General features: G+C 59.6%; 12 protein-coding genes. 2 read left to right on the top strand and 10 right to left on the bottom strand.

Going from position 1 to position 20,617, the window contains the following annotated elements; all coding sequences use genetic code 11:
* Positions 1-197 precede the first annotated feature (197 nt).
* Together dgt and LB554_RS12940 are read left to right on the top strand one after the other, a co-directional pair.
* Positions 198-1,619, top strand: a complete 1,422-nt coding sequence (gene dgt, locus LB554_RS12935; protein WP_224584873.1) for a dGTP triphosphohydrolase — start codon at positions 198-200, stop codon at positions 1,617-1,619.
* On the top strand, positions 1,616-2,326 hold the full coding sequence (locus LB554_RS12940) for a hypothetical protein (RefSeq protein WP_224584875.1): 711 nt from the start codon (positions 1,616-1,618) through the stop codon (positions 2,324-2,326). Before dgt ends, LB554_RS12940 begins: the two co-directional genes overlap by 4 nt.
* Before the next feature lie 108 nt (positions 2,327-2,434).
* Here LB554_RS12940 and LB554_RS12945 read toward each other — a convergent pair whose 3' ends face one another.
* The 10 genes from LB554_RS12945 to LB554_RS12990 all read right to left on the bottom strand — a co-directional run bounded on the left by LB554_RS12945 (position 2,435) and on the right by LB554_RS12990 (position 20,235).
* On the bottom strand, positions 2,435-3,574 hold the full coding sequence (locus tag LB554_RS12945) for a cysteine desulfurase family protein (RefSeq protein WP_224584876.1): 1,140 nt from the start codon (positions 3,572-3,574) through the stop codon (positions 2,435-2,437).
* Between the two features lie 3 nt (positions 3,575-3,577).
* Positions 3,578-8,821: an FtsK/SpoIIIE domain-containing protein gene (locus LB554_RS29530; RefSeq protein ID WP_224584878.1), complete on the bottom strand. Its 5,244-nt coding sequence runs from the start codon at positions 8,819-8,821 to the stop codon at positions 3,578-3,580.
* A gap of 1 nt (position 8,822) precedes the next feature.
* Entirely contained in the window at positions 8,823-10,391 is a 1,569-nt protein-coding gene (locus tag LB554_RS12955) for a hypothetical protein (protein WP_224584880.1), read from the bottom strand.
* The gene (locus tag LB554_RS12960) at positions 10,388-12,157 is read right to left on the bottom strand and encodes a hypothetical protein (RefSeq protein WP_224584882.1); all 1,770 of its coding nucleotides are present in this window, start codon (positions 12,155-12,157) and stop codon (positions 10,388-10,390) included. The genes LB554_RS12955 and LB554_RS12960 overlap by 4 nt, the downstream gene beginning before the upstream one ends.
* Before the next feature lie 86 nt (positions 12,158-12,243).
* Positions 12,244-13,062 carry a phosphoadenosine phosphosulfate reductase family protein gene (locus LB554_RS12965; protein ID WP_224584884.1) on the bottom strand — a complete coding sequence of 273 codons (819 nt, stop codon included), beginning with the start codon at positions 13,060-13,062 and terminating at the stop codon, positions 12,244-12,246.
* A complete protein-coding gene (locus LB554_RS12970; RefSeq protein ID WP_224584886.1) occupies positions 13,059-16,523 on the bottom strand; it encodes a hypothetical protein in 3,465 nt (1,154 codons plus the stop codon). The genes LB554_RS12965 and LB554_RS12970 overlap by 4 nt, the downstream gene beginning before the upstream one ends.
* Complete coding sequence (locus LB554_RS12975) at positions 16,516-17,466, bottom strand: DUF4007 family protein (RefSeq protein WP_224584889.1); 951 nt, start codon at positions 17,464-17,466, stop codon at positions 16,516-16,518. The genes LB554_RS12970 and LB554_RS12975 overlap by 8 nt, the downstream gene beginning before the upstream one ends.
* Positions 17,467-17,468: 2 nt before the next feature.
* Positions 17,469-18,566, bottom strand: coding sequence for an HNH endonuclease domain-containing protein (locus tag LB554_RS12980; RefSeq protein WP_224584891.1), 1,098 nt, complete (start codon positions 18,564-18,566; stop codon positions 17,469-17,471).
* Positions 18,567-18,697: 131 nt separating this feature from the next.
* Positions 18,698-19,954 carry a DGQHR domain-containing protein gene (locus LB554_RS12985; protein WP_224584893.1) on the bottom strand — a complete coding sequence of 419 codons (1,257 nt, stop codon included), beginning with the start codon at positions 19,952-19,954 and terminating at the stop codon, positions 18,698-18,700.
* Positions 19,945-20,235: a hypothetical protein gene (locus LB554_RS12990; RefSeq protein ID WP_224584895.1), complete on the bottom strand. Its 291-nt coding sequence runs from the start codon at positions 20,233-20,235 to the stop codon at positions 19,945-19,947. The genes LB554_RS12985 and LB554_RS12990 overlap by 10 nt, the downstream gene beginning before the upstream one ends.
* Positions 20,236-20,617 lie beyond the last annotated feature (382 nt).

Consider the following 20,617-nt stretch of genomic DNA (forward strand, 5'->3'; position numbering starts at 1 on the left):
ACGCATTGCTGTTAGCGGACTTAAATGCAGCCGACAATGTTGACCTCGCGGAGATTCCGCTATAGAACAAAGAGCGAACATACGGTGTGGCGGTTATATACGCGGAGCAAGCTTGTCGTTAGGTTTCATTGATCGTTCCTGCAATTGACGAATCATGACACCGAGCTGATGCTGAGCGAAGACGGGGACGATAGACATTGCCTTACCTGGATTGGGAAAAATTGCTTAACACCCAACGCCGGAAGGATAAGGCCAAGGGTCATACCGAGGAGCGCTCGGCCAAAACAGTTGAGCACCGGACTCAGCTAGAGCGCGATCATGATCGCATCCTGTTTTCTACACCTGTGCGGCGCATGCAGGACAAGACGCAGGTCTTCCCGCTCGACCCGAATGACAGCGTGCGAACGCGCCTTACACATAGCCATGAAGTGGCCAACATGTGCCGCAGCTTCGGCACGGCGCTTGTCCACGCATATCCAGAGCAATTTAGCTTGCCTAAAGAGCTCAACGCCGAGCGGAACATCCCTGCCCTGCTTGAAGCTATCGGCCTGGCCCACGATCTTGGCAACCCACCGTTCGGTCACCAGGGTGAGGATGCGATCCAGTCCTGGATAAAATCCAAGGGCCCGGAGTTATTTGAGGGGCTTGAGCAAGCGGCGTTGCGCGAGGATTTCCTTCAATTTGAAGGCAACGCCCAGGCGTTCCGATTGCTGACCCGCTTGCAGATCCTCAACGACGATTTCGGTCTGAACATGACCTACGCGTTCCTCGGCGCTCTCTTGAAGTACCCTAGCCCTTCGGACAAGGTGAACAAGGCTGTCCTGGCGCGCAAGAAGTTCAATTTCTTCCAATCGGAAGCCGAGATCGTCAGGGAGGTTTGGCAGGAAACGGGGCTTTCAGAAGGCGTCCGCCACCCGCTTACCTTCATCATGGAAGCCTGTGACGACATCGCCTATTCCGTTGTGGACGTGGAAGATGCCGCAAAAAAGGGGCTTATCAATTTCGATAGTCTGATCGGCCACCTGCAGCACGAGGCCAAAGGGGACGAGATCGTGCTGAAGATCATCGCAAAGGCCAAGGATCAGCATGACGAGTTCCGCGGGCAATCCTTGTCGGCCGCCGAACTGGATGACATCACCATGCAGATGCTTCGGGTCAATGCGATCGGCGTCATGATCGTCGAGGCAACGGACGCTTTCGTCGCTAATCTGAGCGCCATCACGGCCGGGACGTTCGGTGACGAATTGATGGCGGCATCCAAATCCGCGCATCTGTGGCGCCTGCTTAAGGATTTTGCCAAGACGCACATCTACCCGCGTCGCGAGGTCCTCGAGGTGGAATTGAAAGGCCATCAAACCATTCACGGGCTGATGGATGTGTTCTGGGCCGCCATCATCAACCGCAAGGATCCGGCGGTCCTCTCTTCGAAGCGTACATCGCCGCTGTACAGCTACGTGTATTCCCGGATTTCGGAAAACTACCGCCGCGTGGCTGAGCATCCGAACAACCGAATGCCAATCCGCTACCGCGAACTGCAGCTGATAACCGATATGGTATCGGGGATGACAGATAACTTCGCGATTTCGATGCTTGAAGAGCTGCGGACGCGAGGCGCATGATGATCGGCTCGGAGCAGGTGCTGAGCCGTCGACTGAGCGCGGACATAGCCGATTTTATTCGAGGGCCCGAGGGGGACGAGATCGGTGACATGATCGACCGCCTCAGCACGGTGGGGAATTGCGCAATCTTCGGCGGTCTTGCCCGGGACTTTGCACTCGACGGCCGCGATGCCTTCAAATCGGATGTCGACGTTGTGGTACACGGCGACCCAAAAGCGTTGGACTTGCTGCTTTCTAACATGCAGGGCCGACGCAACCAGTTTGGCGGATACCGCCTGAAGCATGGACGCTTCGACTTCGACGTTTGGCCCCTTCAAATGACCTGGGCGGCCAGAGCGGGTCATGTCAAACTCCGGTCACTACCGGATCTCACCGAGACGACATTCTTTGATTGCGATGCGGTTCTGTTCGATTGCCACACCCTGGCGATCAGTCGATCGGATCGGTTTTGGACGAGCATCGGACAAGGCATCGTGGATATCAATCTAGAACCCAACCCCAATCGTATTGGCACGCTCGTGCGCATATTGCGCATGCGTTTCGACAAGAAGCTGCAGCTGACGCCAAGGCTTTCCAGCTATTTGGCAAGAGGCGTTGCACGCAGCCGCACCCAAATCCTGGACTATGCCACGCGCAACAACCGTGCTTCGGCATCGGAAACCGGATTTGATTGCGCGCTTCGTTTTCTGGCGGGCCAAGGCTCTTAGCCGAAATTGGCTCGCCATAAGCTCGCGCCCCCGGCTCGTAGGACCTTCGTAAACGAACTGCAGCAGGCGGCAACCTGTAACGGACTCGGGGTGGGCGAAGCGGCAGTCCTATGCCGGCGAGGTCAGCAACGGCTCAAGCGCCACTATCGTGCGATCGATCTCGTCCTGGGTGGTTTTGACAGACAGACTAAAACGAAGCGTCGCGCGAGCATCGTCCGGCGAGACACCCATGGCTGTCAGAACGTGAGAGGGCGCGGTAGCACCAGCGGAGCACGCCGATCCGGTAGCGATGCAAATGCCGTGCAAGGCAAGCTGTTCGATAACGTCTTCAGCAAGAAGCCGAGGGAAGGAAATGGAAGTCGTGTTAGGCAGGCGCGGCGTCTTGCGGGAATGGACCGTCGCATCGGGTCGTAGAGCAACAAGCCGCGCTTCCAGTTCATCGCGCAACTGGGCCACCGCTGCCATCTGATCCAAACCCGCAATTGCCAGTCGCGCCGAGGCCGCCAGACCCGCGGCGCCGGGCACGTTCGAGGTCCCACCACGAAGGCCGTTCTCCTGCTCTCCCGAAATCAGAGCATTCATCGACACACCGCCGCGGATGAAGAGCCCGCCAATTCCCTTGGGGCCGTGAAATTTGTGCGCCGAAAACGACAACAGATCCACCTCGGCAAGGGCACCGGAAAGATCGATTGGGACGCGCCCCACGGCTTGGGTGGCGTCGGTGTGGAGCAACGCAGCCGGCGACAATCTGCGAACCAGCGCGGCAAGGGTAGCAAGCGGCTGGATCACACCGGTTTCATTATTGGCAAGATGTATCGAAACGAGCCGCGTATCGGGACGAAGGGCAGCGGCAAGGCTCTGGCTTTCGACCAGTCCCTGCTGATTGACCTGCAATACATCGACATGATGTCCGCGCCCTTGTGCCGATCGCGCAGCACTCAAAATGGAAGAGTGTTCCGTCGCCGAGACAACCGCATGCGATCCAGGCGTAAGCGCCCCGAACATGACCCAGCTGTTTGCCTCGCTGGCACCTGAGGTGAGAACGATTTTATCGGCATCTTCCGAGCCACCAAGCAGGTCGAGCACCGCGATCCGGGCATCCTTGAGAGGCCGCGCCGCACCCAGAAGCTCACCTGCCGTGGAGGAGGCATTCAAGAAAAGAGTTTCCTGGTAGTAGCGAAGTGCCTCCATCACCTCAGGGTGGGGACGCGTGGTCGCATTGTTGTCGAGATAGGCGGTGATCTCCATGCGCTAGCCTAGCCCGCGCACCAGCGCGGCCACCAACTGCTCGAGACGATCAGTATCGATGAAGGGTACTTGGGCATAGATCGGGGTAGTCCCGCCACCGATGATCGCAGCCATGTGGCCCTTGCCCAGCAACCGCTCGGCGCCACCACCCTTGACACCCAGGGAAAGATCCGAGGTGCCGGCGCTGTCCACTCGCAAAATGAGGCGGTTGCCCAGATTGCTGCGCAGCTGCATCGGGAAGACGCTAGCGTCCGGACGCTGGGCGGCAAAGATCAAGTAGATGCCCGCGGCACGTGCCTTGATGCCCAACCGATTGACCACCGCTTCAACGCCGGCGCGGTAGCTGTCCAGCTGCATCCAGTCCGCAAACTCGTCGTGAATGAGCCACAGCAGCGGAAGGGGTTCGCTCGCCGTCTTGTTGTAGGCGGATATGTTGGAGACGCGAGCCTCCTTGAACAGAGCATAGCGACGTTGCATCTCCATCACCAACGCCTCAAGGCGGGTGAGTGCTCCGTCTTCCTGGTCGATGATTGGCCCGTCGAGGTGGGGAAGTGATTCAAAGGCGAAGTAATCAACGCCACCCTTCGGATCGATCAGGATGATGCGCGATTGATCGGGACGGTTGGTAGCAGCGATACCCAGAATGATGTTCTGGATCAGAATGGATTTGCCGCTGCCGGTGCTTCCGGCCACGAGGGTGTGTGGCGCAGGCTCCGGCTCGAGGAACAACGGGAGGCCGTCGTCTTCCTTCACGGCGATCAAAAGCTTTGCATTTGCGGTGTCCGTATTGGTCTTCCAACCAGCCCAGACCTCCGGCACACCAAGCGTCATCCGATGCGGCCGCTTGATCGAGACCACCACGAAGCCCGGTTCGGCGCGCACGCCGATCAATTCGAGGCCGTGCGTCGATTCGAGTTCCTCGCGCTTGTTCTCTACCTTGGCAACAGTGAGATCGTCCGAGCCTCGGAACCTTAAAAGTGCGGCATTGGGGGTCAGAACCTGTTGTTCCAGACGTGCCGACATGCCATAACGCAGCAGCGCCGCACGGCATCGCTGGGCCGTGTCGTCGAGCCATAGCGTGTCGGTTTCTTGCGAAGGCCGCTCCTGCGCCCAATGCTCGAGCAATGCCCTGAAGCCAAGCAAAGTATGGGACCCTTCGCTTGCGTCCGGTCGCGGATCGGGATCTGAAACGGGGATATCCACGGATGCCCCCACGGTGCGTCCATCTTCGACTTTTGCCATCGGTTCGGTGGAACTCTGCGGGGCAGCCACTTGAGCGTCGGATGAAGGCTGCGTGCGCCGCGGCTGATGCTCCAATGTCTGGGCAAGCAGGGTTGCTCCAAGCTCCAGCCGAAGCGGCGTGGGGTCGCGGTTGTCGGCATAGGTCCGCACGATCTCGCGGACCGTCGCCGGCGCAAATCGCTCCTGGTAGCCGGATTGCGTGCCCTCCACCCCCACCATGTGGTCGGCCGAACCGATTTCGGAGTCGCCGAACCCGTGGCTGAAGACGTGGCTGTAACCTGCCACCCGGATTGTGCATTTGCCGTCGCGGATGGCCGTGCGCCAGTTGGGATCAAGGCTGGAGCCGTCGCGTTGCGCATCTTGCAACATCTCGGCCAGCCGAGCGCGCCAGATGGTGGCGTCGGCCGGTTCGCCTTCGGCTGACAACGCTTTTTCGAACCGCCGTAGGCTGGCCTTCAGTTGGATTTGGCTATGATCGGCCTTGTCGCGCAAGTTGGTGGTGGAGACAAACTTTGCCTCGGTCACGATGACATCCAGGAACCGGTTGCCGTCAGCATCCACCAATGGGGCGAGACAGAGCAAATCGGCCATTCGGCCCTCTACCTGTCCGAGCCAGCTCGCGTAATCGTCCAAGAACAGCCATGCTCGCGCACGATCACCAAGTTCCTTGTCCACGAGGTATTTGCTGAGAACGACGCCGATTAACTCACCTGCACTGGTCCCGCGCCGCGCCGCGCGCAGGACGATATCGCCAGATACCGAATTCGCGTCATTGATGAGCCGGCCGGCAAGTGCGGCGGCAGCATCTGGATCATAATTCGCATCGACCCCGCGCAGGCGGCTGCACAACGTGGCGCGCAGCAGCGTGTCGGATGCCTTCGAAGAGATGATGAGCGAGCGATTGCTTCCCGCGGCATGCTTGTAGCGAATGACGGAGATACCGCTGTTGAGAAGCTGGCGCCGGTCGAGAAGGTCGTCGAAATTCACCACCCACGCGCCGAGTCGATGGGTCTCGTCGAGCACCTGGCGCGTTTCATCGGACTGCAGCACAGTGCGCCGATCGGGCACGCGGCAAAGGCCGCGATCGCGGGCGGCGATCGCCAGCCCCGCATCGGCGAGCACCGCTACGGCATCAAGATAGCTCCAGCCGGCCGCGGTTTGGGCGGGACAGGTGAGATGCAATATCGCGTCTCGGTCGAAACGCCCGATCGCCTTGCGCCGAGACCACTGTGCCGGGTCGATGTCGACGGCAGCGCGTTCAATGCGCGGTAAATCAGACCAGCCAAGCTCGGCCTGGCGCGAGATCACATCGTGGCAAAAGACGATATCGAACGGTGGCCCATCGCTGCTCTGTGACGGCCGTTGCTCGTTGACCAGGATCGAGATCCGCAGCCGCGACATGAAATCGCGCGCCGCTTCACTCGCATGGAGCCCGTCCTGTTGGAGTTCGCGATGGACGAGTTGCTGGTAGAGCGCGCGGAGCTGCTTGCCGTCGGTGTGCCGCAAAATGACCTGGCACATCGCCTCCTCGCCTTCTCGCTCCGCGTCTTTGCGGACCGCATCCACCACCGCTTGAGGCAAAGCCGCAGCATCGCAGTTGAAAAGCACGATCGATAAGTTGTCGCGTTCGTGCGGCTGCAGATGGAGATAGACCTGCGCGAGATCGGCAATCTGCCTGGCCGTGGGTAGCACATTCTCGTTGCTCGGCGCATCCGCACCAGCTCGAGTGACGGGTCGTTCAAGCAACGAGTAGCCGTGCAGCGAATCGACCTCGCTGATGAGGATCGCCTGCGCGCTCGGCCATGTCATTGTGACATCAGGGCGCGCAGGATTGCGAAGATTGCGCGAGAGCTCCTCGAAAAACATCGTACCGCCGTCAGCGAATTCTGGAGCTTGCGGGGCAAGCAGTGCCTCGAGCGCGCGCCGAAATTTCGCCAGCTGAGCGTTAAGCGCCTCAAGCCGTAGCGGATGCCACGGACAGACGATGACTGACGCGCGAGCGCTGGTGGCGCCCTCGATCGGCGCCACACCTATCTCGAACAAAGGACGAAGAAGGGCTTCCACCACCATCGGATGGTTGGAAAGAGGGGTGCACACGGCATCGATCAGCGCACCATAAGCCTGTGCTTGATCCGCAAGCGATTGCGACCGCAGACCCAGTGAAGCCCAGTCCGCTAGTGCGCCTTCATAGGACCGTTCAAAAGTGTCAAAAGCATCGGCAAGGCGGTCACCGATGTCCAACGCCAGCACTCCGGCCTTGCGGGCGTCGGCAAGCGCGCGGCCCCAATCCAACGCAAGCGATTCACAGCGCGAGCTCGCCGGCACGAACGAACCACGATTGCGTTGCGCCGCCGGGTCAAGTTCGGACAGGTCGCGCAAATTGATACCGGCCTGAGCGGCGCGGGAACGCGGGCGAAAGCCTGCGGAACAGCGCACAAGCGTGGTGCGCGCCTTGTTGTCACGCAGGCGCTCGAGATCGTTCGCAAGACCAATCCCTACCGCGTCGAGCGATCCCTCCCATACCAATCTGACGGATGCGCCGCTGGTCCCCTCTTGCTCGACACGTACCTTGAAGCGAAGCTGCCTGGCCTTGCGCGCAGTGCTCTGTGCGCCGCGTCGGCGGCTGGCAATTTCTTCGACAAAACTGTCATGGCGAAATGCGAGGACGCGTTTGAAGCTTACCAAACCTTCGAGCGCTGCCTCTAGCCCGCGGTAGCGCGCGGCGAACATCGCGCAGATATCCTCATTGAGCGAAAGAAAGGCGCGCTTCTCATCCTCTACTGCTTCGACAATCAGGGTCTGTCGTCCCGAGGCGCCGGGACGGTAGAGCCGGCGAACGCATTGAAGCAGCCCCTCAACAAGACTCGTACATGGAACTTCAGGGCCGAAGATGAAGCGGTCCCACAAAGCGGCAAGCCTTGGTTCCTGGCGAATCTCAACAATGTGGTCGCTGTAAAACTCCTCGTCGCGCTCATCCTTGCTGGGATTGCGACCGCGTTCGTCGGCCAGATCATCAAGATAGCGCCACTCGGCTTGAGTCAGCCGGTCATCGCGCGAGAGCTTGTAGAAGATGCGGGTTTCGGTTCCGATCGACTTGGAATCTGCACGCTGCGCTTCCTCGAAGAACTGTCGTATGTCAGGCCAGTCAAGCTCGAATGGAGCAAAGGATGCAGGACCGATCCCGGGCGGAGCATCCACGTATGCCGCGAGCACGGCATAAACGTCGCCCGGCAAGATCGAAGACATGCTGTCGAGTTTCTCGCGCAGCCTCGTCGTCGAAAAAGGCGTCTGGCTTTGGTCGCGCTTGTAGATGTAGCAATCGCGCTTCCAGTGCGCGAGGAACCGCGTCCGCCACTGTGAATAATGGCCACGGCGCGCCGGCGAAATATCGTCGAAGAGTTGGTCAAAGCGAGGAAGATGCAATTTTGGCAGCGCGGCGCCCAAGGCGGCTGGCAAGGGGCTGCCGCCGCGAAGGTTGGCCGCTACCGCCACGAGATAGTCGGCAAACTGGCGCATCGACACGCGGTCGAGCTCCGTCAATGCTCTGATTGCCGCACGCCATTGAATCGCGCGATCGCTGTCCGGAATCTCTGCAGCAGCGCCACTATGGCCAAACCAAAGGTCGAGATGATCCGATGATAGCAGGGCCGCAGCATCAATTGGTTCCACCTGGGCAAGAGACTGCGCCTGCGATTCGTCGAGTAGGGCCAGGAGCCGCGCTTCCTTGCCGCATTCTGCATGACGCAGATCGGTGGTGTTGATCACCGTTAGATGCTCGGGCGCTATGCCTTCGATGTCGGCAAACCCGTAGGCCGGAAGGCAGATGTCGAGGCGCTGGCACAACCCTTTGTCCTCTTGTATCGCAAGGACGATGGCAGCCATTTCAGCTAGCTCAAGGCCATACAGAACGTAGCGCGCCGTGCCGAAATCCTGATGCGCGCGATTAATTCCTGAACGGATGATGTCGCGCCCCACGCGGCCGATCAGCGTCAGACCATCGGACACTTCACTGCTCCACTGAGAAGGGGTTTACGACATAAGCACAGCCATCCGAGAGACGCTGTAGCAACCCCATGCTGGCCAGCCTGGCCTCCAACCGCGCACGGTTGCGCTCAAAAGCAGCAGCGTCGAACTCCGCCGGGTCGAGCGCGGCGCGTGCCTCGGCCTCACCAAAGACGAGACCGTAGTGCTGATAGAGGTCCGAGAGAAAGCGCTTGAATTCAACGCGCTGAGCGACGCGCGTTACAACGAGCGTCTTAAGCAACGCGTCGTTGGGCGCGTAGCGCATGCGATTGGTTCCGCGCGAGGAAGAAAGGCCGATCTGTCTGGTGTAGCTGCTGTGGACCCGGCCAGCGCCCACTTCGTGTTTTTCTTCCACTTCGCGGCGCAGGTTGGCGACAAGGTCGTGTGGCGCAGTGCTGCGGCCGGCCGTTTCGCGATAATGAAAGCGCGCCTCGATCAAATCGGCAGCGCGATCCGCCCGTTCTTGATCGGAGACTTCCTCGCTGAGCAACGCCAACCACTCCAATTCCTCTTCGAATCTGTTGATTGCAGCATCGAGCGCGCGCAGGGTCAGGCTGTCATTGTCCTGGTAGGATATGATCGAACGCTGGCGCACGAACTCGCGCTTTGGCGCAATAAGCTCGCATACGAGGGCGGGGCGCACCGGACGACCGGCGAGGGCCGCCGCAGTTTCAAGCTGATAGAGGACGACATGGAGGGTGCCGATCGGTACCAGATGCGCGAAAGCGTCTTGCGCTGGAAGACCTATCGCGAAGATCGCTATCCAGTCCTCCGCCAGCCGGTCAAACGCGGGGTGTTGCAGATAGGGGAGATAAGTCTCACCTTTCTGGTCACGGTTCGTCTCATCATCGCTGGGCGCCGAAAGCCGCGCGATCAACCGGTTCTTGGGTTGGTTGGGATCGAACAGGGTCGCGAACGACGCGCGCAATTCGGAGCCTCGCTTGGCTCGACTTGCCATCATGTAAAGGATTTCGCCGGTGCGCCCAAAATTGTTGAAGTCGGCAGTAATCGCGCCTGTTTTGTCGTTGTGAATGGCGTCGCTAAAGAGCGCGTCAACCCCAAAAGGGAAGATAAAGCGCGAGGTACTGCGGCGGTTGTGTTCGTTCTCAAGCTTGGTCTGCCGCACCAGACCCACGAGCTCGGCGAAGTCCCGAAAGCTGCTGAAGCGGTCGCGCAGGTATTCGAAGTCGGTGCCCGCGCTCAAACCCTGCATTGTTGCGAGCCATTCGGCCCACTGGCTTTCGCTGTCATCGGACGCTGCTGCAATCCGTTCCATGTCATCATTGCTGAAGAGTATGGCTCGCAAAGCCAAGCGGAAGCGCATCTTGTAAGGGTGTAGCCTATCGGGGGCGCGCGGCGTAAAGGCCGTTTGTGCGTCCATGCGATGAAACGCTTCTGCAACGTTCAGAAACTCCAGAAACAGCAGCCATGGCGTCTGGCGGGGCCACAAACGATGGCCAAATAGCGCTTCCTCCACCCAGACTGTGCTTTGTCCTGGCGCGCCTGACGCGTTCGATACATCGGCTCTATTGCCTTGCGCCAAGAAATTCATAGCCGAATCCCAAGCTGCCGTGTGACAAGAGCTCCGTCTGTGCTTGCACTGAGAATCGACAGCGGTACAGAACGCCCCTCATTGATCCGGTAAAAGTCGGAAAGCACGCGAGTCTTGAAGGAGATAATGTCCTCATAGCATTCTTTCGAGAAACTTGAGGGCAGCGCGCCCTGTGCTACGCGCATTAGAAATTCGAAGCGCATAAGCGTGAGTGGAAGTGCCGCGTCGTGATCTTGGCGCAGATGGACGTGCAGCACGGGAACATGGCGATCGCGATCGAAACTGAAGCTTAGCCCCGAGCCGTTGAAGTCGGGCTCGAGAGGGACTGCATTAAGATAGAGATCGCTGACCCGCGCGGTGGTGAAATCAAGCCCGGTGGTCAGATAGAGCTTGTCCAGCGAGCCAGCCAGCATACCCGTCCAGACACGGTTCAGCCCTTGAACGAGACGCGCAAGCAGCGCCGGATCGACCGCGCCACCGGCGCGCAAAGGAGCGAGCATTTGGCTGCGATACCCCCCAGCTGACATGAAGACACTCAACTGCCAAGGGTCGAATCTTGGATCCGCCTCGGTCAGGCGAAAAAACAGCCGCCGGCGCTCTGCAAGCAACCCTGCATGGAATTCATCCGCAGCGCCGCGATCCTCCTCGGCCTCAAGATAGGCTTCCCGCAGTCGCTCGAAGCCGGGGTTGACCCCATATTGCAGGTCGTCACCCAGCAATCGCTGGTAATGGGCCTGGAGATCTGTGTCATTCTGGCCAAACACCAGAAGCGCATCCAGCGCATTGCTGGTCTCAAGCCCGATACGAAACCCGGTGAGGAACCGAAAAACCGCGTATCGTTCGCGCCGCGCCTCGGTCAGATTGGCGCCGAGCAGATTGTCGTAGAGGCACGCATCATGATGCCGGCCGTCGCGCACCAGTTCTCGAAGCGCGTCGGCGCGTGCCAACCCATCGCCTCCTTTGTAGCCAAGCAACGCATTAACGAGGAGCAGCAGGATTTCGCGGATCGAGACATGGAAGCCATTGCTGTCACACAACTCTCCAAGCGCCTGCAGCCTTTCGCGAATGCGCGGCTCATGAAGCAATCGAAAGTTTCTGGTGAGAGGCGAAGAAGGGCTAAAGGCCGGATCGTTCGCTTCAGCCTCGAAACACGCCCATTCCTGGCGCGCGAGCAGGCAATCGAGCGCGCGTTCCAAAAGTTGCCTGGTCGACATGCGGCTTAAGTTGAGGAACAGCAAAGCCGCGCCGGCCTGGCTGCGTTGGTCGCGGGTAAGCAATGTTTCGATAAGCGGCTTCATTCGTGTGTCGGCACCATCCGGCAGCGAATCAAAGGCCTGGACGAGTTTGCCGTCATTTCCGGCCACCACGAAATACTCGCTCGGTTCTGGATCGAAAACGGACCGTGCGAAGCGGTTCAGCAAATCAATCTGTTCGGCCTTCCAAGGCTGGTGCTGTTCGGGCGTGAAACCGCTGAACTCAAAGATGAAGTGGAGCGTGCGATCACCTTGCGGGGTCGCAACCACCACCTTGCCGTAGTTGGAGCGATCCTTTCCTGCCTTTCGGCTTTTGTCGCCCGTCAACCGATACCACAACTCGCTGCATAGGCTCGTTTTGCCATCGCCCGCAGTGCCGGTCAGGACCACGTTGGTGAGTGCGCCTTGTTCCGGCGCGATCGCCTCGGCGAGCGCCTCCGCCTCGGGATGTTCGAAGGCAAGGGGTGCCACGCCGTAGGCCAGTGCCTGCTGTGACACAGTTTCGGCGTACATGCCCTCAGTCTTGTTGGCCGGTCCATAGCTGCGCAGGAACGAAATCCAACACTCACCCAATGAGGCATGGCCCTGTGGGATACTGCTCACAGTTGGCAAATCATACAGCCTTCGCGCGGAGTGGGTTCCGTCTCCAGGCCGCCAAGCACGTCCACGAGCGGTCGCTGGCCGCGTCGCGCACGCTTGCGCTCCTGACTACGTTGCCAGTTTTCTTCTATTGCGGCCATGCGCTCGGGCCGCTCGAGTTGGTCCAGCGGCTCGTCGGTCCAATAAAAGACTTGGCCATTGACGCGGTTGGGCTTTTCGTATGCCTTGGCTTCTTCAAACAGCTGCGGATAATGCTGCTTGAGGCGCACCCACTCAATCTTTTGCTGATAAAAGCAGAAGAAGCAGCCCGAGCGGGTCCGGCCCCACTCGGTGTAAGGCGGCATTCCCAGACCGGATTCGGTCAGGATGCGCACTACGCCGGCATAGTCGATGCCGTCGTCCCGGAATGGAAAAACAGCACGAATATTAGGCTTGTGGCTGATATAGCCCACGCGATCCTCATCGGCACGAATGCCAACATAGTTGATGCAAGGCTCGTCACCTATGTAGGCCTCGAAAGGCTTGAGCTTCAGGTAGTCGGTACACCAGCGCCGGCGCGCCGAAGGCAGCACGCCGCCCTTTGTCCGCAAGATGTCATCGAACCCCTGACGCGTCGTGGTGCGTATGACGCGCTGCCCGAGATAGGATTCAAGGCGCTCGATATAGGCTACGGTGTCCGGCAATTCCTTGTCCGTATCATGGAAAATGTATTCCATGTTCGGGACGCGGTCTCGCAGATGGATTGCCAGTGCGGTGCTGTCCTTACCGCCCGACAGGCTCAAAATATGGCGAACTGAGGGGCCTTCCCAGTCAATCACGTTGTCTGTCCTGCTTGTTGTGAAGTCTCGTTGTCGGCATCTTCGTCGCTGGTTGCGGCAAGCAGCAACCGCGCGGCTGCGATACGCCCAATTCGCCCGGTCCGCTCAAGCAGAGGCGCCAATTCGGCCTCGGCGAGCTTGATGGCCGCTTCCTGCTCGGCAGTGGTGCGAAATACCCGCTCCACAAGGCGCCCGTCAGCGCAGGTCACCGCGATCCGATAGGCACTGTCGTCATCGCCCTGACCCGGGAAATGGATCGTCTCCACTTGACGGAATCGCCGGGTGAAGATGGCCAGCCGCTGGTGAAACTCCTCTTCATCACTGTCGGTCCAGCGTTCGGCCGGTTTGCGCGCCACGAAGCTGGCTATCGATTCAAGCCATGCAGTGTCGTCCAGCTTCTCGTCGGCGAGGCGCAGCACAAATGCCCGCAATTCAGGCTCTACCAGCGCGCGAACGAGGGCGCGGCCGCGCAGAAGGACTGGCGCGCGCAGCTTTTCAAGGTCCTCGTCGGTCTCAAGTGCTGCTCCGAGGGCCGCGGCGAGACGATTGAGCAGACGCGGATATGCATCGCGCAGTTCGCGTATCGCCCCTGCCATTGACTTGACGTAGCGGACCACTGTTTCGCTGCCGGGGAGCGTTTGCGGACCGATCGTCTCCAGATCGAAGGCCTTGGGCAGGTCGGTGAAAAGAAGCGCACTGGGGTCGCGACCGCTCAGAAGCGCTGAACGCGCAGAAAGCGTCGCAGGAGCCAGGCGGCGGGTTCGGCGCGAGTAGTCAGGGAGCTGCTTGCCCACAAACGTCATCAGGGGCCGAACGATGTCAAGCAGCGCCGGGCGTTCGCTCAGTCGAGCCTCAAGCGCTGCGCCGAGCTGAACATAAAGCTCGGCCCGTACTCCTTCGACTGCACAATGTTGGAATTCGAAATGCTCCGGCTCCTTGGTAATGCGCGTAAATTCGGGACCGCCCACCTGCTCAAGATAGGTCCCATCTTCGTAGACCGCAGTCTCATGCCAGCGCGCACGTAGATAGATCGCGATCACCAGAGGGATGAGCCCATCGCGCATACCGAAATCTTCGCCGCGCAGGACATTTGCCAAAACCTCGTACCCAACAGGCTTGTCGACGGCCTTGAGGGTTTTGGCGATTTCATTGAGCGCCGGCCCGAAATTCAGGGGATCATCATGCCCATCAGGGATCCGGATTTCCCATCGGCCCTTATGCTGGACGTGGATGCCACCCTTTTGCAGCACGGACAGATAGATTGCTCGCTCGGGCGGCGTGTTCTCAGATGGAAGGCCGAGGCCCGGCTGATCGGCATTGGTGGCGAGCGCCTCTATAAGAAGCGAGCGCGCGCGCGCAGCTGCCGTGCTCAAGGTCCGTCTGTTGATCAGCTCGTTTCCGACCCAAGGGCATTTGGCAAAGGCAGCATCGCACAGGTCGGACAGATGCGAGACGAAGCTGCGGGACGACGCGAATTGCCGCTCACCGTTGTGGTCGCGCCAGCGCATGGCAGACGCGGCATTGCCACGCACATCGAGCAAGCCACCAAGAGTGCGGGCGAGACGCTCCTCGGCGAGCGCCAGCTGCCGCGAAACCTCGGTGCGAGCGATACGGTCGCCAGCCAAGGCGGGCGTGTGATCCCGCACCCAGCGCCAGGCAAGCACATCACGAAGCAGAGGGTCGAGACCCGAAGTGTGGCCTGGCAGACCTACAAGGGTTGTCCTGGGAAGCTTACAATGCGCGAGACGGCTCCAGGCATCGTCACGTTCTTGCTCGGACGAGGAAAGAAGCAACACCACTCGACCGTCCGGAGCATGCGGGTTAGCTTCGATCTTGGCCTGCACCTCCGCCTCGAATACTGCGCTGTCGACGCAGATGAGTTCAAAATGCCGAAGAGCGCCGCGTTCGACATAGTGGCGTCGCGCCACGATCGGGTCCGTGCGTATCAACCTCTTCAAATGGTCGAACGTTTTGTTGATCGGACCGATCGCACGCTGCGCTGCAGCAAAGGCCACGTCGAGATCGACGCTGGTATGCGGCCACAGACACAACGCCCCGACAGCGCCGCGATCATAGAGTATGCGTGCTTCATGCGAGAGCCGGCTGATCGCCGCCTTTGCCCGCTCGTTGGCGCGCTTATCCACCCCTGCCACGGCAAGCAGCACGGCCTCGCGCGTTGAAGGGAGTGAAGGATCGTCGATAAAGTTGAGGAGTGCCACCGTCTTGAGAACGGCTTCCTCGTCAGCTCCACGGGTGTCGGCTGACCGCAAAATCTCTCGTATCTGGTTCCAGCGCGTGGCATGCGCGCCCGAGCCGAGCAGACTGGCAAAATTTGCAACCAGATAGTCGAAGAAATCCTGTAGCCGGTAGGGCTTGAATCCTTCGATCGCATGCTGGGCATGCGCCATCAACCCGCAGGGTTCAGTGGAAGATAGGAAACTGAACAGCGACCGCTCGTTCTGTCCGAAGCGGCGCATTGCACGACTGATTACAGGAAGCACCGTAGCATCCAAAGGAAGCAACGCCGGCGCGAGTTCAACCATCGCTGAGCGGCTGACGGCATTGCCATACCAATTCTGCTCGAGCGCGTTGGCCATCACACGCTCGGCTGCGCGCACCAACGGACCGGGACAGGCGTTGATATCCACGTCGAGCGCAGCGGCTATCAGCGTCGCGGCCTGCTCAAGGGGCGGCGAAAACACCACCTCCTCGTAGCGGCCGGCCACTTTCTCCCATTCGCGTCGATGCGCGCTCGTCAGTCTGCTGGCATAGCCGGCGATCGCCTGGTGGACGATGGCCATCAGCATCACCGGCTGATCGCCGCTGCGCGCGGCGTACTCTGCCAGATGCTGCAGCAGATAGATGTCGTCGGCTTCATTCTGAGCGGCCGCAAATTCGAGATTCTTGCCGAGTTCATCGAGGATCACGAGGATACCGGCGGCCTTGCCGTGCGCTATGAGCGCCGAACGCAACGCGTCCAGCGCCATGACCACGCGTTGCGGCTCGGGTGCTACATTGAGCGCACTGCCGAGCGCGCGAGGCAGGCGAGCAAAGCATCTTTCGGCACAAGCGCGCAGCGCGCGCAAGACGCTCTCGCCCACCGGCTCACGCTCGCCCACAACCAGCACGGGTTCGAGGCGCTGGGGCGCACAAAATCCCCGCAGCTCTTGCGGCAAGAGCTTCTCGTCCGCGAGCCCGAGCCGGGCAAGCGCCAGTGCGAAGCTTGACTTGCCTGAGCCATAGTCGCCGGTCAAGCGCCAGGCACGCGCAGTTGATCCGCTGCGAAAACCATCGGCCACTCGTTTGGCGATGTCGCGAATGAATGGTGTCACCACATAGTAAAGGCTGGCGTGGGGATCGGCGAAGTCGCGCTCTATCTGCACCGAACGCAAATGGTGTGGGCGCACCTGGAGCATGGCTGCGAAGCGATGATCCCGCGTGTGTGTCTCGGCATCAAGCATCGATCAACTCCACAGCAGGCTGTTGGCGAAACAGATCGCGAAGCAGCTCGGTTGCAGGCGGGGATGCAGGGCGGTGCAACATGAACTGATTGAAGCTCTCGATGAGCTCGACCCTGGCGCCGCGGCTAGAGGCAAGTCGCATCACGCGCGCCAACACCTCATCTTCAGGCATGCGGAAAACACGACCCGGCGCGTTGTGGCCAAAAGCGATCGAGGAAAGCGAAACGGTCTCCTCGAACTCGAAGGATTTGTTCCACCAATCGTGGAGACAGTAAGAAAACAATGCGTCACTGATCGTTGGTTTGGGATCGAGATCGAATGCGAAGACTGGTTCGCGGCGACCCTGCAGCGTCTCGCGATCGCCAGCTCGCGCCACCAGTGCGAGCGACGACAAGGGACTATCAATACCCTCCTCGCCTCGGCCATTGCGCCCGCGCAGATAGGTGTGAAGCCAGACATCGAAATGCTGTCGGGCACTGACACTGGAAAGCGGGCGCAGAGCGCGCTCTGCTTCACGCCCGAAGGCGGTCATGACCTCAGAAGCGGTGAAGAACCGCTCGCTCCAACGGTTGATCAGCAATTCCCAGGCAAAGAAGGGACTTTGGCGTAGCGTAGCGATGTTCCAGTGAAGCAGCCAAAGCGTTTGCTCATCCTCAAGGAACCGGTCGTAGCCGCCAGCCCCCAGCAGCGCTTCGCCCAGCGGCGTGAGCCTCCATTTGCCGTACTGCCGGGTGGCTATGCCGTAGGCCTCTACCCAGGCACGCAGTGATTCGACCATGTTCTTGCCGAGGCCAAGCCGCACCACTCCGCGAAGCGGATCACTGAAGACGTCGTCATCGTCCTGAATGGCTTGCGCGGCCTTGGGCAGCCAAGCGGTCCTGAGCGCGAAGCTTTGGTGCCCACCAAACCGGTAAGTCAACGAATCAGCTGCAATATTGGTCACGTTTATCCATAATCCTTGTAATGCCGTGACGCTATCAGGCCGTTCGCCTCGCCACCACCCTCGCGGGCAAAATCCTGTGCATCACCCGTATCTGCAACATTGTGCCAATGCGCCGGAAACCCTTGATTTGCTGCGATCTGCGCCATAGGCCGAACGAGTTGGCTGTAGCGCTCTTCAATCCACTTTCGGGTAAGGCCGCTGAGCTGCGAAGGGCTCACGCCGAAAAAGCCGGCATAGGCTTCGGCCAAGCCAGATGGCAGACGCGGCTGGCGAAGAACCCCGGCGTGCAGGCCGGCAAGCCGCGGGAGGTACAGGTCGAGTGCCGGCAGATGATCGGACTTGCTGCGATTTGTTGCTGGATTGACGGGGGCCAGGTTCCAGAATTCGTCATGGACCACAAATGACCACGGCAGGAAATGGTCAACTTCGAAGCGCTCTTGGAGCGCCTCATCGCTGAAGATGTCCACCAATCCCTCAGCGCCAGCCCTGTCGATAATTTGTGCCCATCGGATGCGAGCCAGGGCAAGCGAGCGGCGGCGCGGCAGCTCAAGCTTCTTGACGACGCCAGGAACATTTGGGTTGCGGGCTTGCAGGTATCGGGCCAGCTGTTGCTCCGCAAAGCCGAGCACGAGCGCTTGGTTTGCCGTGAGCCAATCGCGCCAGCCAGGCGCCAGCTCCACCAACAGACGGTCACGCATTTCGATTAGCCGATAAGGACCGCTGTCGGCTTTGCCAAAGGCTCGATCCGACACCGCCATGAGGTCGCGCGAGCCTCGACGATCATACGGAGTTTCGCGACCAGCCTGGGGAAACCAGCTTGCCAGGAAGCGGCCTGGTACGAAACGCGCGAGTTCGTCGGCCCACTTCGGGAACGCTGCCCATGCATCCAGCGCACTCCTTAATCGCCGCGCCGAAGATCGCGGTGGCAGACCTGAGCTTTCCTGAAGAGAGCGGACACAATCCTGGAGCCGATCCACCTTACCAAGCGACAGTCGGAAAAGCGCCACGGCCGCCCAAGCGCGAACAATCATCTCTCGCACCAGCCTTTCCGTTGGCAACGGCGCTTCAAATTCCGGCAATACGTGGATGATCGCCAGCAACCAGAAGTATTTGTAGGAAGACGTTGTGTCGCGAAATACGATCCCGAGTTCTGTGGTCCGCAAAATAGGTATTGGGCGCTGACTGGGTGGAGAGATTGTCATGATTGCAGGGCGCGGGCTCGTCTCCGGCATCAACTGAACCGTGAAGGAAGGCGAACGCTGTCAATTGTCACACCTTGCGCTACGGCCAGCCGCTCGCGCAGCTTCGCATCGGCCTTTCGCTCACCAAGCATGTATTGCAGAAGGGCAACGGTGAGAGTGGCATTGGCGGTAATCATCCGGTTGCGCCGATCGTCCCAGATTACCCCCTTAAATGGTGGCTTAGTCAGTTCCAGCGGGACTTTCTTGACAAGCCTGAAGGCGGCGGCGAGCGTATGCTCCTTGTGCATCGAGGCGATCAGCCGCATCATTATTGTCAGTCCAACGGGACGGAACAGCAGCCGATGTTTTGGTGCCGCGCGGCCAATCGGTATCAATTCACCGAATGTCTTGCTGCGAACGGCCGTGTCGAGCTCAGTGTCGAGTGCAATGAGCCGCTCGAGATACTCCAGTACGTCGCTGGCATAACGGTTGATAATGCGGTCGGGGAGACGGACGCGCGCGGCCCGTTTCAATTCGTCTCCCCCTTGTCTTGCACCGATATCGTTCAGCACAAGTTTGATGAGATCGTAGAAATGGCCGATCGAGCTCAGCGCGGGAGCCTGGGCGGGAATGCTCGGGGTGAAGCGATCGATATCTATTTGCCCGCGATTAAATAGTGACTGCTCATCCACGAAACGCCGCGTGAGGATCGCGGCCAAGTCCACCTCATCAAGCGCTATTATGTCTCGCTTCGCTACCGGGACAGCTTTTTTGTTGATGGCAACAAAGAGGCTGCGGGATCGTCGCAGTCCCTTGGCGTCTGTCCTGTGCGCTACGAACAAGACCGAGACGCGATCATCGCCGATCTCGGGGTTCTTCTCGAGTGCGCGTCGTATACCTGCCAGCCGATGTTGGCCATCGAGCGCGAACAAGTGCTCGCTACCGTTGAACTCGAGATAGCCGAGCGCATCGCGATCTGCGTCGTCGATATCCGATAGGCTGTGAGCGTTGTTGCGCACAGCCACATCGAAGGGGTGCCATTGGGGATGGCCGCCGTGGACGCCCACCACAAGTGAATTGAAGAAGCGATCCTGAGTCTTGATCAGATAATCCGAAATGTCCTGGGCGCGCGTCTTATCGTCTAGACTGCGCTGGATCATTTCACTTAGCTTGGGATTTTCGTGAATTTCGCGAGCATAACGCACCCGCTCCTGGAGGTCAGCCAGCTTCGTCAGCGCGGCATAATAGACCCAACTGCCGAAATGACCCTGAATGGCTGGCAAGTAGAGACTTTTATTCATTGCCATGCATTTCGGCTTGCTCTCACTTCAGCGCTGAAATCGCGGACCGAATAGGGAGGCATCAGACTGTCGTTTAGCGCGCGTTCGATCTCCCGCAACCGCGCCTTGTCTGCGTCATATTGCGCGAAGCAGAACTCGGCCTCGCCCCAGAAAACATTCAAAAATTTTCGGATCTGCTTGCGGCCTCGTTCATTCTTCATCTCAATCAAATATTGCCTGTAGCGGCTTCGCAGGTTTTCCGTCTCTCCAGCGTAGAGCGGAAACTGGACTTGCGGCAGACCGCTCAAACTGTGCCCCACGATGAAACAGTACAACCCTGACTTTTCCGGAACCGCTGTGGCACCACCTCTGCGGAATGGGACTACCTGCCAGCTAAGTCTATGGTCCTGCGAGAACTGCTCCCATCGGCTTGGATAAGGAGCGCATCGGATGATCCGCATTTCATCGGCTGCGACTCTCTCCAAGAATGCTTCCAACTATTCACTCCCTGGCAACACGTCTCGGGTGATTCTCATAGCCGCATCTGGCATTACACATGAGACGTCCCTTGCCAATGAGTGGTGATAGAAGTTTCTACACAAACGCAAGTATCGCTCAGGTGGCAACTTGTGCAAAGATCGTTTCAGACCTTGCGAGAACATTTAAGTAGCGGCAGCTTCGTACGATACC

Source organism: Mesorhizobium sp. CO1-1-11 (assembly GCF_020164995.1).
Taxonomy (GTDB): domain Bacteria; phylum Pseudomonadota; class Alphaproteobacteria; order Rhizobiales; family Rhizobiaceae; genus Mesorhizobium; species Mesorhizobium australicum.

Coding starts and splice junctions, on each gene's coding strand:
- LB554_RS12940 (WP_224584875.1), top strand. CDS start 1,616: ATGATGATCGGCTCGGAGCAGGTGCTGAGCCGTCGACTGAGCGCGGAC.
- LB554_RS12945 (WP_224584876.1), bottom strand. CDS start 3,574: ATGGAGATCACCGCCTATCTCGACAACAATGCGACCACGCGTCCCCAC.
- LB554_RS12960 (WP_224584882.1), bottom strand. CDS start 12,157: ATGTACGCCGAAACTGTGTCACAGCAGGCACTGGCCTACGGCGTGGCA.
- LB554_RS12970 (WP_224584886.1), bottom strand. CDS start 16,523: ATGCTTGATGCCGAGACACACACGCGGGATCATCGCTTCGCAGCCATG.
- LB554_RS12955 (WP_224584880.1), bottom strand. CDS start 10,391: ATGAATTTCTTGGCGCAAGGCAATAGAGCCGATGTATCGAACGCGTCA.
- LB554_RS12985 (WP_224584893.1), bottom strand. CDS start 19,954: ATGGCAATGAATAAAAGTCTCTACTTGCCAGCCATTCAGGGTCATTTC.